The following is a 15,501-nucleotide window of genomic DNA, read 5'->3' as shown; positions in this document are numbered from 1 at the left end:
GGCGGTTCTTGCGCGGGTTGAAGTGGATGCCGCTTTCGTCGATCAGGATGCTGGCGTCGCTGCGGCGCGCGGCGTCGCGCTCGGCGCGGGCGATTTCTTCCTCGGCGGGGCCGTTGAACAATTCTTCCTGCAGGATGGCGCCAGCGGTCAGGGTCAGGATCGCGAACAGGAAGAATTTCCACCACGACAGCTGCGTCACCCAGGTCGCCACGGCGTCGAAGGCGCGGTACAGCCACGACAGGATGCTCGAAAAATAATGCTGGGTTGTGCTGCGTGCTTGCATGTCGATATCGTTTTCTGTCAGTAGACCACGAGCCAAAGCGGCGAGTGTAACGCCTGCCGTGCCCGCGGCGCCGGGAAACATCCTTTCCCGCGCAATCCGACTGTTGGGATGATGCAACTTTAACCCTTGGCTGCCGCGCTTGCCAGCCCCCTGCGACAGTCTGCAGGAATCGGGGAATAGTCTGCGCTTACCCGGCGCTGTTTGATTTGGCGCAACAGCTGTCGATTGGAAACATAGCAAGGTAGGAGATTGTCAGCCTGGCCGCCAGCGTGCCGCCGGGTTCTCACTCCGAAGATGAAAGGGTGTACCGATGTCCGCAGTTCCTGGAAAATTCCGCCTTGTCACCCGCAGCGACTTCGACGGCCTGGTGTGCGCGGTGCTGCTCAAGCACCTCGACCTGATCGACGACATCCTGTTTGTCCATCCCAAGGACATGCAGGACGGCAAGATCGCCATCACCGGCCACGACATCACGACCAACCTGCCCTACGTGCCGGCGGCCCACCTGGCCTTCGACCACCACTTGTCGGAAACCCTGCGCAACACGGGCCGTCGCGAGAACCACATCATCCATCCGGAAGCGCCCTCAGCGGCGCGCGTGGTCTACGACCACTACGGCGGCGCCGCCACCTTCCCGGCGGCGTGGCAGGACATGATGGCCGCGGTCGACAAGGGCGACTCGGCGCGTTTCTCGCGCGAAGAGGTGCTCGATCCGCAGGGCTGGAACCTGCTTAACTTCCTGATGGATGCGCGCACCAGCCTGGGGCGCTTCCATGAATTCCGCATTTCCAACTACCAGCTGATGATGGCGCTGATCGACCACTGCGCCACCCACGGCATCGACGAGATCATGGCGCTGCCGGACGTGCGCGAGCGCACCGCGCTGTACTTCGCGCATAGCGAGCTGTGCAAGGAACAGATCCGCCGCTGCGCGCGCGTGCACCGCAACCTGGTGGTGCTCGACCTGCGCGAGGAGAAGGTGATCTATGCGGGCAACCGCTTCATCATCTATGCGTTGTTCCCGGAGACGAACATCTCGATCCACGTGCTGTGGGGCCTGAAGCAGCAGAACACCGTGTTCGCGACGGGCAAGTCGATCTTGAACCGCAGTTCGAGGACCAATATCGGGGCGCTGACGCTGGAGTATGGCGGCGGCGGGCATGAGAATGCGGGGACGTGCCAGGTGTCGAACGAAATGGCGGAGGAGGTGCTGGGGGCGCTGGTGAAGCGGATTACTGACGAGGGTTGAGCAGTAGGGAGCATCGCACTGAGTCAGCCCCAAAACCGTCGTAGGCGCCGGTGGCGCGTACGACGGTCTTGGGGGTGGTGGAATGAAAGAGCGTACCTATTGCGCCCGCTGCTCCTGCGCCTCCTGCGCACCCTGGGCCAGCATCCTGTGCGCCGCCTCCGCCGCCAGCGGCTCGCTGAACCACTGCCCCTGCAGCTGGTCGCAGCCATGCTGCCGCAGGAACTCCACCTGCGCCTCGGTTTCCACCGCCTCGCCCACCACCGACATCTCCAGGTTGTGCCCGATGTCGATCAGGGTCTTCGCCAGGGACGGCCCCGGTCCCTGGCCGGCGATGCCGTGCACCGCCGCCTTGGACAGCTTCACCTGGCGTATCGACAGCTGCTGCAGGAAGGACAGGTCCGAAATGCCGCGCCCGAATTCGTCCACCGACAGCACCGCGCCGACTTCGCGCAGCTGGGTCGCCAGGTCGCGCCCGATGCCGGGGCTGCGGATCAGGTCGGCCTCGGGGATCTCGATTTCCAGGCTGCCCGGCGGCAGGCCGTATTCCTCCATGCGCGCCGCGATGCCCGGTATGAAGCCGGGACGGCTGTATTCGCGGTGCGAGACATTCACCGCCACCGGCAGGCCGGTGTAGCCGGCGTCGCGCAGCTGGCGCAGGAAATTGCAGGCCTGGTCCAGCACCCAGTTGCCGATCTCGACGATCCGCCCGCTTTCCTCGGCCTCGGCCAGGAAGGCCGCCGGCAGCATCACCCCGTGCTCGGGATGGCGCCAGCGCAGCAGGGCCTCGAAGCCGCGCACCTTGCCGCTCTTGGCGTCCATGCGCGGCTGGAACAGCAGGAACAGCTCGTCGCGCGCCAGCACGTCGCGCATGCTGTCGGCCAGCGCCGCGCGCGCCTGGCTGGCCGAACGCATCTCGGCCGAGAAGAAGTGCACGCCGCCGCCGTTGCTCTTGGCGCGGTACATCGCCATGTCGGCCGCCCGCACCAGTTCGGCCGGCGTGTGGCCGTCGCCCGGGAAGGCCGCCACGCCCAGACTGGCGCCGACCGGGATCTCGTTGCCGGCGAAGGCCACCGGCATCACCATCGCGCGGCGCAGGCGTTCCACCATGCGCAGGGTGAAGCGCAGCGAAGGCTGGTCGACCAGCACCAGCACGAATTCGTCGCCGGACAGGCGCGCCACCGTGTCGCTGTCGCGCACCGCCGACTGCAGGCGCCGCGCCACCACCTTCAGCACCACGTCGCCGGCCGCGTGGCCGAAGGTGTCGTTGATGGTCTTGAAGTTGTCCAGGTCCACCAGCACCGTCGCCACCATGGTCTGGTGGCGCTGCGCCAGGTGCACGGCGTGGGCGAGGCGGTCCCACATCAGGTTGCGGTTGGCCAGGCCGGTCAGGCCGTCATGGTTCACCTCGTGCTCGAGGTTGGCGGTGCGCTGCTTGAGCGCGGTGACGTCGGTGATGACGCCGACGAAATGGGTGACCTCGCCGTGCTCGTCGTGCACCGGGGTGATGCTCAGGTCATTCCAGAACAGCTCGCCGTTCTTGCGCTGGTTGCGCAGCACCACCTTGATCGGCCGCAGCTCGCGCAGGGCGAGGCGCACCTGGGCGCGCTCGTCCGGGTCCATGCCGGGCGCGGCCATGAAGCGCGAATCGCGCCCGATCACTTCGTCGCTGCAGTAGCCGGTGATGCGCTCGAAGGCGGGATTCACGTACTCGATCGGGTGTTCGTCGCCGACGCAGCCGGTGATCACGATGCCGTTGCTGGCCGCGTGCAGGGCCCGCTCGTACAGGCGCATGCGGCGCTCCCGGTCGCGGCGCGCCGAGATGTCCAGGCCCATGCCGAACAGGTAGGTGTCGCCGTTGCAGGCGATGGGGGCCCCGCCCAGCAGCATCGGCGTCTCGCGCCCGCTGCGCGACACGTAGTCGGCCTCCATCGAGACCTCGGCGCCTTCCTTGAACACGCGCCGGATGTTCGCCAGGGCCGCCGGACGGTCGCGGAAGTCGAACAGGTCGAGGGCGTGCGTGGCGGCGACCTCGTCCGGCATCATCTCGCTCAGGCGCTCGAGGTTATGGTTCCACAGGACGAAGCGGCCAGCGCGGTTGATGACGTAGAAGGTGCCGGGCAGTAACTCGACAATCTGGGACAGGGGCGTGCGGCCGACGCGTGCGCTTTCGGACTCGTCGGGGCGAGGATGGACGACGGTGACGATCCAGGCGCGCCGTTCGCCTTCCTTCCCATGCAGCGCTGAGAGCGACAGCGTGGCTTCGTGCCGCTGGCCACCCGCGGCCTGGACCTGGACGTGGACGTGCGCGGAATCCGCCGCGCTGAGTTCGGGCCAGGCGGGACCGTCCGCCAGCAGGGCGTCGAGCGGCTGTCCCACGGCCTGGGCCGTACCGATGCCGAACAAGGCTTCGCATGCGGGGTTCCAGGCGGTGATCCGGCCCGTATCGTCCGTTAGAAAGCTGACCTGTTCTGGTTCGTCGGTCGTCGGCATTGCTTGCCTCGCACAGAGGGTTCGCTGAGAACCAGCTTACACCCGTTTCGGTACGCGTGGCGCGAACAACCCTGATGGGCGTGCGCTGACGAAAAAGCGATTGGCGCCGGGCGCCGTGGGGAGGCTTAGTGGAAGATGCCGACGGCGAGCTCTGCCCAGGTCACGAGCAGGGCGCCCAGCAACACCAGGCCCAGCAGTTTGCGCTCGCGCGGCGCACGCACCAGGCGCGACAGTAGCACCCAGGCGCACCCGGTGCCGCCCAGCAAGATGCCGGCGACCACGAAATCGGAGCCGGTCCAGTTGACTTCGCGGGTGAACTGCATGGCGACCAGGGGCACGAGCAGCAGGCAGGCGGTCGCGAGGACGACCCGCAGCAGACCGGCCGTGACGGGGCGCAGCGGGGCGTTGCCGATGGTGGGGGACATGGTCATCTCCGTTAAAGGGGGTGAGGGACGATGTCCAGATAGTATCGCAGGTCTCGGCGTTGCGGTAGGGTGGGCGGCTTTGCCGCCCACGCGGTGATCGTTACCGGCTCCGCTATCGTGCGGGATGATCTTGCTTTCAACTATCACCGCGTGGGCGGGGGACCCGCCCACCCTACCTTGTGAACGGCAATAAAAAAGCCACGGCGAACCGTGGCTTCACAGGCGATGGACAAGGCTTACGCCGCCACGATCTCCTGCTTCTCCGGCAGCGCGATCTCGTTGTTCACGCTGAACTGGTAATCCTTGAACACATGCTCGGCCGACAGGATCTGGTAGTTGCCATCCGCCAGCAGGTGGGTGGTGTCCTTCAGGCGGTAAGTATAGTGCCCGCAGGTCCAGCAGTTGAAGTTGCGCATGTGGGTGCACAGGCAGGTCTTGTCCATGACCACGATGTTCTTCGTGTCCGGGCTGGCCTGCACCTCGCGGTTGTACGAGTTGATGTAGGCGCAGTTGCCGGTGGCGTCCAGCAGGTAGCCGTAGGACTCGCAGCCAGGGCGGATGCCGGAGCCGATTGCCGGGGTGTTCTTCAGCATGCGCATCGGATAGCCGGTCGGCGACAGGCCGTTGACCTCGATGTCGTCCTCGCCGGCGCGGAAGTATTCCTGCTTGACGCTGTCCGGCAGGCCGCACTCGTGGGTGACCGTGAAGCGGGTCGCCACCTGCACGCCGCCCGCGCCTTTTTCGAGGAAACCGGCCGCATCGGTGCCGGTGAATACGCCGCCGGCGGCGATCAGCGGGATGTCCAGCTGCTCGGCGCGCATGAAGGCATGGATCTCGTCCATGATGGTGTGCAGGTCGTACTGCTTCCAGTCATCGATGCCGAAGCCCAGGTGGCCGCCGGCCAGCGGGCCTTCGACGATGACGTAGTCGGGCAGGCGGTCCAGGCGCGACACCTTGCGCAGGAACAGCTGCAGCGCGCGCACCGAGGACACGATGATGCCCAGTTTGGCGTCGCGGAAGCGCGGATGGTCCTTGATCAGCTCGAAGGAGCCCAGGTGCAGGCCGGCCGACATGGTGATGCCGTCGATGCCGGCGTCCAGGGCCGAGGCCAGGCGCGTGCGCAGGGTTTCCTTGGGCGCGTTCATGGTCAGCTTTTCCATGCAGTTCACGAAGACCAGGCCATCGCCTTTCTTCGCTTCCATGGTGGCGCCGACGTGCAGGCGGGTCGCTTCGGCCAGGCGGTCGAGGTCGAACTGGACCACCGCCTTGTTCATGTTGTTGATGTTGAACTTGTAGAGCTTGGTCTTGTCCTTGACGAAGGTGGTGTCGAACTTGCGGTCCGAGACGTCTTGCACCATGGCATCGGAAATATGGCCGATACCGCCCAGGCGCGCGGCTTCCAGCGCCAGTTCGGACGTCGAGATGTCCACGCCCATTCCGCCGATCATGATGGGCACGTATTCCTTGTTGCCCAGCTTTAAGCGGAAATCATCAACACGTTTCATTGCTATCCTTAGACTACTGGTCTCTTCGGGTACGGCCGGGCGCGACAAAAATGGCGTGTGCGCACGGCCCTCATTCTACCCCAAGCGGGTTCCGGTCCCCGGGACGCTTCGTCCCAGGCAGGCTGTGGCGGGCCGGCGCGCCGGCCCTCAGGCGCGCTTAATCGCGGAAGTTGTTGAACGCCAGCGGCAGTTCCTGGACATCCTTGCGCAGCAGGGCCATGGCGGCCTGCAGGTCGTCGCGCTTGGCGCCGGTGATGCGCACCGATTCGCCCTGGATGCTGGCCTGGACCTTCATCTTGCTTTCCTTGATCACCTTGGTAATTTTCTTGGCGTCCTCGGTCTCGATGCCGTTGCGTACCTTGATGACCTGCTTGACCTTGTCGCCGCCGATCTTCTCGACCTTGCCTTCGTCCAGGAAGCGCACGTCGACCTTGCGTTTCGACATCTTGTTGATGAGGACGTCCTTGACCTGGCCCAGCTGGAAATCGGCGTCGGCGAACAGGGTCAGTTCGCGTTCCTTCTGTTCGACCTTGGCCGAGCTGCCCTTGAAGTCGAAGCGGGTGGTGATTTCCTTGTTCGACTGTTCGACGGCGTTCTTCACTTCGACCATGTCTGCTTCGCAGACGACATCAAACGATGGCATGGTTCTTCCTTTTCTGATGTTGCATTTAGATGAATCCCTCTATTTTAACGGACAACCGTGCGGACCGGCGACCTGTTTTGCCAGACCGGCAAGGCGCGAGGGGGCCTTCCCACTATAATGGAACGAAAAACCCAGACCACGCCATGCATCCAGACCTGTCCCTCGTCCACGACCAGCCGCTTGCCTCCCTCAACACCTTCCGCATCCCGGCCCGCGCCCGCCATTACCTGCGGGTCACCGGCGCCGCGGAGCTGGCGGCGCTGCGCGAGGACCCGGAACTGGTAGCGTTGCCGCGCCTGGTGCTGGGCGGCGGCAGCAACCTGCTGTTCACGCGCGACTTCGACGGCATCGTGCTGCACATGACGGGCCAGGGCCGCGAGATCCTCGGCGAACAGGACGGCCGGGTGCTGGTGCGGGCCCAGGCCGGCGAAAACTGGCATGCCTTCGTGCGCTACACGCTGGAGCAGGGCCTGGGCGGGCTGGAAAACCTGTCGCTCATTCCCGGCACGGTGGGCGCCGCGCCGATCCAGAATGTGGGGGCGTATGGCACGGAAACCAAGGATGTGTTCCACAGCCTGACCGTGTTCGACATGGCCAGCGGGGCGGTGCGCACCCTGGACGCCCGGGACTGCCGCTTCGGCTACCGCGACAGCCTCTTCAAGCATGCCGAGGGACGCGAGCTGGTGGTGCTGGACGTAACCTTCGCGCTGCCTAAGGACTGGGCCCCGAACCTGCGCTACGCCGAGCTGGCCCAGGCGGCGCAGGACGCCGGCCTGGCCTCGCCGACGCCGGCCCAGGTGGGCGCCCTGGTCGAGGCGATCCGGCGCCGCAAGCTGCCCGATCCGGCCGAGATCGGCAATGCGGGCAGTTTCTTCAAGAACCCGGTGGTGTCCGGCGAACACTGCGCGCGGCTGCTGGCGCGCTTCCCGAAGCTGGTGCACCACCTGCAGCCGGACGGGACCGAGAAGCTGGCCGCCGGCTGGCTGATCGACCAGTGCGGCTGGAAAGGCCGCAGCATGGGCGCGGCAGGCGTGTATCCGAAGCAGGCGCTGGTGCTGGTGAACCTGGGCGGCGCGAGCGGCGAGGAGGTGGTGCGCCTGGCGCGCGCCATCCAGGCCGACGTCGAGGCGCGCTACGGGGTGGCGCTCGAACCGGAGCCGGTATTCATCTAGGGAGATGGGCATGATCAAGGCAATCGTGACCGGCCACACCCGTGGCCTGGGCGCCGCGGTGGCGGCGGAGCTGGTGGTGCGCGGCATCCCGGTGCTGGGCGTGGCGCGCGGGCGTGCCGAGATCGGCGAGGGCATGGAACAGGCCGTGGTCGACCTGTCCGACGCCGCGGCCCTGGCGGCCTGGGTCGGCGGCCATGCGCTGCGCAGTTTCCTGGCCGGCTGTGACCAGGCGCTGCTGGTGAACAATGCCGGCATGGTGACGCCGGTGGGCCCGCTGGCCGACCAGGACCCCCTGGCCGCCCTGCGCGCCGTGACCCTGAACGTGGCCGCGCCCCTGGCGCTGGCCGGCGCCTTCGTGCAGGCCGCGCCCCAGGCCGAGCGGCGCATCCTGCACATCTCGAGCGGGGCCGGGCGCAGCGCCTATCCCGGCTGGAGCGTGTACTGCGCCACCAAGGCGGCGCTCGACCAGCATGCGCGCGCGGTGGCCCTCGACGGCGACCCGCGGGTACGCGCCTGCAGCCTGGCGCCGGGGGTGATCGATACCGACATGCAGGCCGAGATCCGGGCCACGCCCGACGACAAATTCCCGCTGCGCCAGCGCTTCGTGGACATGAAGGACAGCGGGGTGCTCCTGGCGCCGGCGGCGTGCGCGGTGCATGTGGTGGATTACCTGCTGGCGGGGGGATTCGGGGGCAGGCCGGTGGATGATTTGCGGGGTTAGAGCGAGCTAGCTTAGGGTAGGGTAGAGGTCGCGCCAGGTGGCGTTGGTGGACTGGATGAGGTTGATTTTCCAGTCGCGGTTCCAGTGCTGGAGTTGCTTTTCGCGGGTGATGGCGGACATGATATCCGTGTGGGACTCGAACCAAACCAGGCGTTTGACCTCGTATTCCTTGGTAAAACCTTTCACTACGCCGTTTTGATGCTCCCAGATGCGTCGCACGAGATCGGACGTCACGCCGATGTATAGCGTGCCGTATGGGCGGCTGGCGAGGATGTAGACGTACGAGGATTTGTCCATGGCGGACAGTGTTGCGTTGCCCGCTTCGGTTTGCGTTGCGGGCTCGCAAACGAGCTTGGGTTCCCGCCTTCGCGGGAATGACGGTTTGGAGGTTGCGGGATGGCGGATACGAACGGAGTCGCCAGCTTAAATTCCGTCATTCCCGCGAAGGCGGGAACCTAAGTTTGTTCGCACACCCCAATACCAGCAATCGCCGCCAGCCCGTGCTTGGCCCGCGCCCGACAACACTTATCATCCCCCACCTGCACCTCCCTGCACACCCCCGGCCTGTGCGCATACACCCCACACGCCATCGCCCCCGCATCCCCTTTACCGAGCGCCGCGCAATACGGCGCCGCCGCATTGGTCCCCTTCATGCACGACAAATGCGGCGTCACCTGCTCCGTCCACCCTTCGGGCAGCCCGCGCTCGAGCGCCTCGGCCCAATAAAAGGAAACACGAAACGACTTGCAGCAGGCGCCGCAATCGAGGCAGATGTTGTCTTCGCGATCACTCATGGTCGCCGATTCTACCGCGCCCGCGGGACGAAAAAAAGCCGCCTTGAAGGCGGCTTCTCTCAATCCCGGAAAACCGGATTACTGCCCGCGCTTGGCGCGCGCCTTGGCGGCGATGCGCATGCGCAGGGCGTTCAGCTTGATGAAGCCGCCCGCGTCCGCCTGGTTGTAGGCGCCGCCGTCCTCGTCGAAGGTCGCGATGTTCATGTCGAACAGCGAATCGGTCTTCGAGTCGCGCGACACCACGATCACGTTGCCCTTGTACAGCTTCAGGCGCACCCAGCCGTTCACGGTCTTCTGGGTGTGGTCGATCAGGGTCTGCAGCGCGACGCGCTCCGGGGCCCACCAGTAGCCGTTATAGATCAGGGACGCGTAGCGCGGCATCAGGTCGTCCTTCAGGTGTGCCACTTCGCGGTCCAGGGTGATCGACTCGATCGCGCGGTGGGCGCGCAGCATGATGGTGCCGCCCGGGGTTTCGTAGCACCCGCGCGACTTCATGCCGACGTAGCGGTTTTCCACCAGGTCCAGGCGGCCGATGCCGTGCTTGCCGCCCAGGCGGTTCAGCTCGGTCAGGACGGCGGCCGGCGACAGGCGCTTGCCGTTCAGCGCGACGATGTCGCCCTGTTCGTATTCGATGTCCAGGTACTCGGCTTCGTTCGGCGCCTGTTCCGGCGACACGGTCCAGCGCCACATCGATTCCTCGGCTTCCGCGCTCGGGTTTTCCAGGTGGCGGCCTTCGAAGGAGATGTGCAGCAGGTTGGCGTCCATCGAGTAGGGCGCGCCGCCGTTCTTGTGCTTCATGTCGATCTCGATGCCGGCGTCTTCCGCGTACTTCAGCAGCTTTTCGCGCGACAGCAGGTCCCACTCGCGCCACGGGGCGATGATCTTGACGTCCGGCTTGAGCGCGTAGGCGCCCAGCTCGAAGCGCACCTGGTCGTTGCCCTTGCCGGTCGCGCCGTGCGAGACGGCGTCGGCGCCGGTCTCGTTGGCGATCTCGATCAGGCGCTTGGCGATCAGCGGACGGGCGATCGAGGTGCCCAGCAGGTATTCGCCTTCATACACGGTGTTGGCGCGGAACATCGGGAACACGAAGTCGCGCACGAATTCCTCGCGCACATCGTCGATGTAGATGTTTTCCGGCTTGATGCCGAACTTGATCGCCTTGGCGCGCGCCGGCTCCAGTTCTTCGCCCTGGCCGAGGTCGGCCGTGAAGGTGACGATTTCGCAGTTGTAATGGTCTTGCAGCCACTTCAGGATGACCGAAGTGTCGAGGCCGCCGGAGTAGGCGAGTACTACTTTTTTGATGTCGCTCATGGAATGTCCAGTGATGGAAGGATGGAGGGGACTAAATGGTCAGCCGGCCCATGGGAGTGCCGCCGGGCGGGGGAGCAAGGCGACGGGCCAACGATCAAACATAGGCTTGTGGTGGGTAAAAGGGTTAATCGTACAGCTTAAACAGCTTCGTGGCAGCAGGCCTCGATGTTGTGGCCGTCCGGATCCAGCACGAAGGCGCCGTAATAGTTCGCATGATAATGCGGACGCGGTCCCGGCGCACCATTGTCGCGGCCGCCGGCGGCCAGGGCCGCCTGGTGGAAGGCGTCGACCAGTGCACGGTTCGTCACGCGGAAGGCCACGTGGATGGGCGGGTGGTTGACCGGCTTGTCGGCCGTCGCGCCGGTGATCCAGAAGTCGGGCTTGGGCGGCTCGCCGAAGCCGGCGACGTCCACGCTGCCCGTGACCGCGGCCGGGATCTCGGCCAGCAGGGCATAGCCGATCGGCGCCAGCGCCTGCGTGTAGAAGGCGCGGCTGCGGGCGTAGTCGCCTACGATGACGCCGGTGTGGTCGATCATGCGCCGTCCTCGATGCGTCCCAGCAGCAGGTATTCGATCAGGGCCTTCTGCACGTGCAGGCGGTTCTCGGCCTCGTCCCAGACCACCGACTGCGGGCCGTCGATGACTTCGGCCGCGACTTCCTCGCCGCGGTGGGCCGGCAGGCAGTGCATGAACAGGGCGTCCGGGGCGGCGCGCGCCATCTTGGCGCCGTCCACGATGAAGCCGTCGAAGGCCTTCAGGCGCTCGGCGTTTTCCTTCTCGTAGCCCATGCTGGTCCAGACGTCGGTATTCACCAGGTGGGCGCCTTCGCAGGCGTCCGAGGGGTTGTCGAACAGGGTGTAGCGCTGGGTCGAGACCAGGGCCGGGTCCAGCTCGTAGCCCTTGGGCGTGGCCACGTTCAGGTGGAAGCCGAAGACTTCGGCCGCCTGCAGCCAGGAATACAGCATGTTGTTGGCGTCGCCGATCCAGGCCACGGTCTTGCCGGCGATCGAACCGCGGTGTTCGTAGTAGGTGAACACGTCGGCCAGCACCTGGCAGGGGTGGTGTTCGTTGGTCAGGCCGTTAATCACCGGCACGCGCGAGTTGGCGGCGAAACGCTCGATGATGTCCTGGCCAAAGGTGCGCACCATGATGATGTCGCACATGCGGGACATGACCTGGCCGGCGTCTTCGACCGGCTCGCCGCGGCCCAGCTGGCTGTCGCGGGTGTTCAGGTAGATCGCGGCGCCGCCCAGCTGGTGCATGCCGGCTTCGAACGAGAGGCGGGTGCGGGTCGAGCTCTTCTCGAACACCATCACCAGGGTGCGGTCGACCAGCGGGTGGTACACCTCGTAGGCCTTGAACTTGCGCTTGATGACGGCCGCGCGCTGGATCACGTATTCGAATTCGTCGCGCGTGAAATCGGAGAACTGCAGGAAGTGCTTGATCGGAGTGGTGCCTGGCATAGTGGGGTCTGCTATCTGGTATCCCTTCGATTATAAGGGTTTTGCTTGCCGTTAGGGAAAGCACCCCGAAAACCGGAAAGGGCAGGTCATTATTTTCCGCGCAAATATCACTTGCGCGGCCATTCAATTCATCAATACAGGGTTTGCGCGGACTCGTGCAGCAGCTGGGCGTAGAGCTCGTGGCGCATCTTGGCGATCTTGCCGTCCGCCACCGCGTCGAGCACGGCACACTGGGGCTCGGCCAGGTGGCGGCAGTTGTAGTACTTGCAGCCGCCCAGGTAGGGCGTGAATTCGACGAAGGCGCGTTCCAGCATGCCCTCGGTCAGGTGATAAAGACCGAATTCCTGGAAGCCGGGCGAATCGATGATCGAGGATCCCGCGCTCGACCCTTCCAGCCAGTACAGGCGGGTGAAGGTCGTGGTGTGCTTGCCGGTGTCCAGCGCTTCCGAGATCTCGCGCACCGCGATATCGGCGTCCGGCACCAAGAGGTTGATCAGCGAGGACTTGCCCATGCCCGACTGGCCGATGAAGATCGAGGAGTGGCCATCGAGCAGCGGCATCAAGGTGGCCACCGCTTCCTCGGGACGGGCCCTGGCGGACAGCTCGTGCACCGGATAGCCGAGGGCCGCATAGACGGCGACGCGTTCGCGCGCGCGCGGCAGGTTGTCCTCGACGTCGATCTTGTTGAGGATCAGGTGGGCCTCGATGCCGGCCGCCTCGCAGGCCACCAGGGCGCGCGAGACCAGGTCGTCGGCGAAGCTCGGTTCGGTGGCGACCACGATGAACAGGCGCGAGATGTTCGCCGCCAGCAGCTTCGACTTGTACTGGTCCGAGCGGTAGAGCAGGGTGGTCCGGTCGGCGATGCGCTCGATCACGGCCTGGTCTTCCGAGGTCTTCTTCAAATGGACGACGTCGCCCACCGCCACATTGGTCTTCTTGCCGCGCGTGACGCACTGCAGCTTCACGCCGCCGGCATCGGCCAGGTAGTGGCGGCCATGGGCCGCGATGATGGTGCCTCTCAGTTCGCTCATGCCGCCGCCCCTTGCGCGAACAGCGCGTCGGTCTTGGCCGCGCATAGCACATCGTTCATGCTCAGCGCGTTGCCGGCCGAATGCGTGGTCCAGCCGACGGCGCAGCGGCCCCAGCGCACCAGCAGCTCGGGGTGGTGGTTTTCCTGTTCGGCCATGACGGCGACCGCGTTGACGAAAGCAATCGTGGCGGGGTAATCGGCGAACCGGAATTCGCGGCGCAGCATCCCGCCGTCGATCTGCCAGTCCGGCACCTTGCTGCGCAGGGCGGCGATGGAGGCTTCGTCGAGCGCCGGGGCGCCGTGGGTGCAGTGGCGGTGCAGGAGGCTCATGCGGCCGCCATGGTCAGCTGCTTCACCCGGATCGAGGCCGGCGGATGCGAATCGTAGAAGGCCGAGTGCAGCGGATCCGGGGTCAGGGTCGAGGCATTGTCCTCGTACATCTTGACCAGGGCCGAGACCAGGTGGCGGTAGTCGGTGTGCCTGGCGGCGAAGGCGTCGGCCTCGAATTCGTGCTTGCGCGAGGTGAGGGAGCTCAGCGGCGCCAGCACGAAGGTGAAGATCGGCAGCACCAGCGTGAACAGGATCAGGGCCATGCCGTCGTTCGAGGCGTTCATGAAGGGCAGCACGCCCAGGCCCGTGTAGAACCAGGCTTGCGTCTTGAGGTAGCCGAGCAGGGCCAGGAAGCCCAGCGACAGCGCGAACATCACCACGATGCGCTTGACGATGTGGCGCAGCTTGAAGTGGCCCAGTTCGTGGGCCAGCACAGCTTCGATCTCGTGCGGGTCGAGGCGCGCCAGCAGGGTGTCGAAGAAGACGATGCGCTTGTTGGCGCCGAAGCCGGAGAAGTAGGCATTGCCGTGGGCGCTGCGCTTGCTGCCGTCCATGACGAACAGGCCCTTCGAGGCGAAGCCGGTGCGCGCCATCAGGGCTTCGATGCGTTCCTTGAGGCTGGCGTCGGTGAGCGGGGTGAACTTGTTGAACAGGGGCGCGATGACGGTCGGATAGAGCACCATCATGAGCAGCTGGAAGCCGCTCCATACCAGCCAGGTGTAGAACCACCACAGCTCGCCGCTCTTTTGCATCAGGGTCAGCACCACCCACAGCAGCGGCAGGCCGATCGCGGCGCCGACCACCACGCTCTTGAGCATGTCGGACCACCACAAGGCCTTGCTCATCTTGTTGAAGCCGAAGCGTTCTTCCAGCACGAACTGGCGGTACCAGTCGAAGGGCAGGTCGAGCAGGCCGGACACGATCGCGAAGGCGGCCACCAGGGCCATTTGATGGACCAGCCCGGGGCCCGTCAGCGGCAGCAGGGAGAGCGACAGCCACTGCAGGCCGCCCAGCAGGGTGAATCCCACCAGGGTGACGGCGCCAAAGAGCAGGCCCACGATGCCGAAACTGGTCTTCGCCACGGTGTAGTCGGCTGCCTTCTGGTGCGCATGCAGGGGCACTTTGGCGGCAAACTCGCTGGGCACGCTGGCGCGGTGGCGCAGCACATGGCGGAGTTGCCTGGTGGCTAGCCAAAAGCGCAGGCCGAGCGTGAGCAGCAGAAAAACGACGAACAAGACCGAAAACCCGAGTGAAGACATGTGTGCCTGTGAGAAAATGCAGGATTGATTGATCAGACAATCCTTAGGAATAAGCGAGAATTATGTCACAAGCCACTGAAACGCAATTGCCGGGCATTGCCCAGGAACGTCCGAACGAATTCAACCTCGTCTGGGTGGATATGGAAATGACCGGCCTGGATCCGGACACCGACCGCATCATCGAGATCGCCGTGATCGTCACCGACGCCCAGCTGAACGTGGTCGCCGAAGGCCCGGTGTTCGCCATCCACCAGAGCGACGAGACCCTGGACAAGATGGACGCCTGGAACAAGGGCACCCACGGCAAGTCGGGCCTGATCGACCGCGTCAAGGCCTCGACCGTGGACGAGGCGCAGGCGGAAGAGGCCCTGATCGCCTTCCTCAAGCAGTACGTCCCGGCGAATAAATCGCCGATGTGCGGCAACTCGATCTGCCAGGACCGCCGCTTCATGGCGCGCGGCATGCCGAAGCTGGAAGCCTTCTTCCACTACCGTAACCTGGACGTCTCCACCCTCAAGGAACTGTGCCGCCGCTGGAAGCCTGAGCTGGCCACCGGGTTCAAGAAGCACCAGAAGCATACGGCGCTGGCGGACATTACGGAGTCGATCGAGGAGCTGAAGTATTACCGCGAGCATTTCATCAAGCTCTAAGTCCTGGGCTGTTCGGGCAAGCTTGGGTCCCCGCCTGCGCGGGGATGACGTTAATAGGCGATGCAAGTAGGCAGCAACAGCCACTTCGGTTACGCACATATGCACGTCATCCCCGCGAAGGCGGGGACCCAAGTTCGCGGGGGGGGGGGCCGGGGGGGGGGGGGGGGGGGCTGGGGG

At 65.4% G+C, this 15,501-nt stretch carries 16 protein-coding genes and 1 pseudogene; 4 read left to right on the top strand and 13 right to left on the bottom strand.

Features of this window, described 5'->3' with window-relative positions; all coding sequences use genetic code 11:
* A pseudogene (locus KBW98_RS21605) lies at nt 1–283 on the bottom strand (sensor histidine kinase); the annotation flags it as partial.
* Nucleotides 284–593: 310 nt separating this feature from the next.
* On the opposite strand from KBW98_RS21605, the gene KBW98_RS21600 reads away from it, so the two are divergent.
* Entirely contained in the window at nt 594–1,532 is a 939-nt protein-coding gene (locus KBW98_RS21600) for an exopolyphosphatase (RefSeq protein ID WP_211522235.1), read from the top strand.
* 96 nt (nt 1,533–1,628) lie between these two features.
* Here KBW98_RS21600 and KBW98_RS21595 read toward each other — a convergent pair whose 3' ends face one another.
* From KBW98_RS21595 to KBW98_RS21580, 4 genes are all read right to left on the bottom strand, one after another.
* On the bottom strand, nt 1,629–4,022 hold the full coding sequence (locus tag KBW98_RS21595; protein ID WP_211522234.1) for a bifunctional diguanylate cyclase/phosphodiesterase: 2,394 nt from the start codon (nt 4,020–4,022) through the stop codon (nt 1,629–1,631).
* A gap of 125 nt (nt 4,023–4,147) precedes the next feature.
* Nucleotides 4,148–4,447 (bottom strand): hypothetical protein, encoded by a 300-nt coding sequence (locus KBW98_RS21590; RefSeq protein WP_211522233.1) that lies wholly within the window; start codon nt 4,445–4,447, stop codon nt 4,148–4,150.
* 236 nt (nt 4,448–4,683) lie between these two features.
* On the bottom strand, nt 4,684–5,952 hold the full coding sequence (locus KBW98_RS21585) for a nitronate monooxygenase (protein WP_211522232.1): 1,269 nt from the start codon (nt 5,950–5,952) through the stop codon (nt 4,684–4,686).
* Nucleotides 5,953–6,109: 157 nt separating this feature from the next.
* Nucleotides 6,110–6,595, bottom strand: coding sequence for a YajQ family cyclic di-GMP-binding protein (locus KBW98_RS21580; protein ID WP_211522231.1), 486 nt, complete (start codon nt 6,593–6,595; stop codon nt 6,110–6,112).
* Nucleotides 6,596–6,738: 143 nt separating this feature from the next.
* Here KBW98_RS21580 and murB point away from each other — a divergent pair, with 143 nt between their 5' ends.
* Both murB and KBW98_RS21570 read left to right on the top strand, forming a co-directional pair.
* Nucleotides 6,739–7,767, top strand: coding sequence for a UDP-N-acetylmuramate dehydrogenase (gene murB / locus KBW98_RS21575; protein WP_211522230.1), 1,029 nt, complete (start codon nt 6,739–6,741; stop codon nt 7,765–7,767).
* Between the two features lie 10 nt (nt 7,768–7,777).
* The gene (locus KBW98_RS21570) at nt 7,778–8,488 is read left to right on the top strand and encodes an SDR family oxidoreductase (protein WP_211522229.1); all 711 of its coding nucleotides are present in this window, start codon (nt 7,778–7,780) and stop codon (nt 8,486–8,488) included.
* Between the two features lie 6 nt (nt 8,489–8,494).
* Here KBW98_RS21570 and KBW98_RS21565 read toward each other — a convergent pair whose 3' ends face one another.
* The 8 genes from KBW98_RS21565 to KBW98_RS21530 form a co-directional block, all read right to left on the bottom strand.
* Nucleotides 8,495–8,785, bottom strand: coding sequence for a GIY-YIG nuclease family protein (locus tag KBW98_RS21565; protein ID WP_211522228.1), 291 nt, complete (start codon nt 8,783–8,785; stop codon nt 8,495–8,497).
* A gap of 158 nt (nt 8,786–8,943) precedes the next feature.
* Nucleotides 8,944–9,282, bottom strand: coding sequence for a YkgJ family cysteine cluster protein (locus KBW98_RS21560; protein WP_211522227.1), 339 nt, complete (start codon nt 9,280–9,282; stop codon nt 8,944–8,946).
* Nucleotides 9,283–9,360: 78 nt separating this feature from the next.
* Nucleotides 9,361–10,593 carry an argininosuccinate synthase gene (locus KBW98_RS21555; RefSeq protein ID WP_211522226.1) on the bottom strand — a complete coding sequence of 411 codons (1,233 nt, stop codon included), beginning with the start codon at nt 10,591–10,593 and terminating at the stop codon, nt 9,361–9,363.
* Between the two features lie 137 nt (nt 10,594–10,730).
* A complete protein-coding gene (locus KBW98_RS21550) occupies nt 10,731–11,129 on the bottom strand; it encodes a VOC family protein (protein ID WP_211522225.1) in 399 nt (132 codons plus the stop codon).
* The gene (argF, locus tag KBW98_RS21545) at nt 11,126–12,055 is read right to left on the bottom strand and encodes an ornithine carbamoyltransferase (RefSeq protein WP_211522224.1); all 930 of its coding nucleotides are present in this window, start codon (nt 12,053–12,055) and stop codon (nt 11,126–11,128) included. Before argF ends, KBW98_RS21550 begins: the two co-directional genes overlap by 4 nt.
* A gap of 131 nt (nt 12,056–12,186) precedes the next feature.
* Nucleotides 12,187–13,086, bottom strand: a complete 900-nt coding sequence (rsgA, locus tag KBW98_RS21540) for a ribosome small subunit-dependent GTPase A (protein WP_211522223.1) — start codon at nt 13,084–13,086, stop codon at nt 12,187–12,189.
* Nucleotides 13,083–13,415 carry a 4a-hydroxytetrahydrobiopterin dehydratase gene (locus KBW98_RS21535; RefSeq protein WP_211522222.1) on the bottom strand — a complete coding sequence of 111 codons (333 nt, stop codon included), beginning with the start codon at nt 13,413–13,415 and terminating at the stop codon, nt 13,083–13,085. Before KBW98_RS21535 ends, rsgA begins: the two co-directional genes overlap by 4 nt.
* Nucleotides 13,412–14,674 (bottom strand): M48 family metallopeptidase, encoded by a 1,263-nt coding sequence (locus KBW98_RS21530; protein WP_211522221.1) that lies wholly within the window; start codon nt 14,672–14,674, stop codon nt 13,412–13,414. Before KBW98_RS21530 ends, KBW98_RS21535 begins: the two co-directional genes overlap by 4 nt.
* Nucleotides 14,675–14,736: 62 nt before the next feature.
* Here KBW98_RS21530 and orn point away from each other — a divergent pair, with 62 nt between their 5' ends.
* Nucleotides 14,737–15,324: an oligoribonuclease gene (gene orn, locus KBW98_RS21525; protein WP_211522220.1), complete on the top strand. Its 588-nt coding sequence runs from the start codon at nt 14,737–14,739 to the stop codon at nt 15,322–15,324.
* Nucleotides 15,325–15,501: the final 177 nt, after the last annotated feature.

Origin of the sequence: Massilia sp. ST3, assembly GCF_018119405.1 — a bacterium.
Classification (GTDB): domain Bacteria; phylum Pseudomonadota; class Gammaproteobacteria; order Burkholderiales; family Burkholderiaceae_D; genus Telluria.
Note: the sequence above shows the minus strand (reverse complement) of the source record. Positions and strands in the feature narration are given on the sequence as shown.

Bases quoted from the DNA above. Each gene is read 5' to 3' on its own strand.
- KBW98_RS21580 (WP_211522231.1), bottom strand. From the start codon at position 6,595: ATGCCATCGTTTGATGTCGTCTGCGAAGCAGACATGGTCGAAGTGAAG.
- KBW98_RS21590 (WP_211522233.1), bottom strand. From the start codon at position 4,447: ATGTCCCCCACCATCGGCAACGCCCCGCTGCGCCCCGTCACGGCCGGT.
- KBW98_RS21555 (WP_211522226.1), bottom strand. From the start codon at position 10,593: ATGAGCGACATCAAAAAAGTAGTACTCGCCTACTCCGGCGGCCTCGAC.
- orn (WP_211522220.1), top strand. From the start codon at position 14,737: ATGTCACAAGCCACTGAAACGCAATTGCCGGGCATTGCCCAGGAACGT.
- KBW98_RS21535 (WP_211522222.1), bottom strand. From the start codon at position 13,415: ATGAGCCTCCTGCACCGCCACTGCACCCACGGCGCCCCGGCGCTCGAC.
- KBW98_RS21600 (WP_211522235.1), top strand. From the start codon at position 594: ATGTCCGCAGTTCCTGGAAAATTCCGCCTTGTCACCCGCAGCGACTTC.
- KBW98_RS21585 (WP_211522232.1), bottom strand. From the start codon at position 5,952: ATGAAACGTGTTGATGATTTCCGCTTAAAGCTGGGCAACAAGGAATAC.
- KBW98_RS21565 (WP_211522228.1), bottom strand. From the start codon at position 8,785: ATGGACAAATCCTCGTACGTCTACATCCTCGCCAGCCGCCCATACGGC.
- KBW98_RS21560 (WP_211522227.1), bottom strand. From the start codon at position 9,282: ATGAGTGATCGCGAAGACAACATCTGCCTCGATTGCGGCGCCTGCTGC.
- rsgA (WP_211522223.1), bottom strand. From the start codon at position 13,086: ATGAGCGAACTGAGAGGCACCATCATCGCGGCCCATGGCCGCCACTAC.
- KBW98_RS21530 (WP_211522221.1), bottom strand. From the start codon at position 14,674: ATGTCTTCACTCGGGTTTTCGGTCTTGTTCGTCGTTTTTCTGCTGCTC.
- KBW98_RS21550 (WP_211522225.1), bottom strand. From the start codon at position 11,129: ATGATCGACCACACCGGCGTCATCGTAGGCGACTACGCCCGCAGCCGC.
- KBW98_RS21570 (WP_211522229.1), top strand. From the start codon at position 7,778: ATGATCAAGGCAATCGTGACCGGCCACACCCGTGGCCTGGGCGCCGCG.
- KBW98_RS21595 (WP_211522234.1), bottom strand. From the start codon at position 4,022: ATGCCGACGACCGACGAACCAGAACAGGTCAGCTTTCTAACGGACGAT.
- argF (WP_211522224.1), bottom strand. From the start codon at position 12,055: ATGCCAGGCACCACTCCGATCAAGCACTTCCTGCAGTTCTCCGATTTC.
- murB (WP_211522230.1), top strand. From the start codon at position 6,739: ATGCATCCAGACCTGTCCCTCGTCCACGACCAGCCGCTTGCCTCCCTC.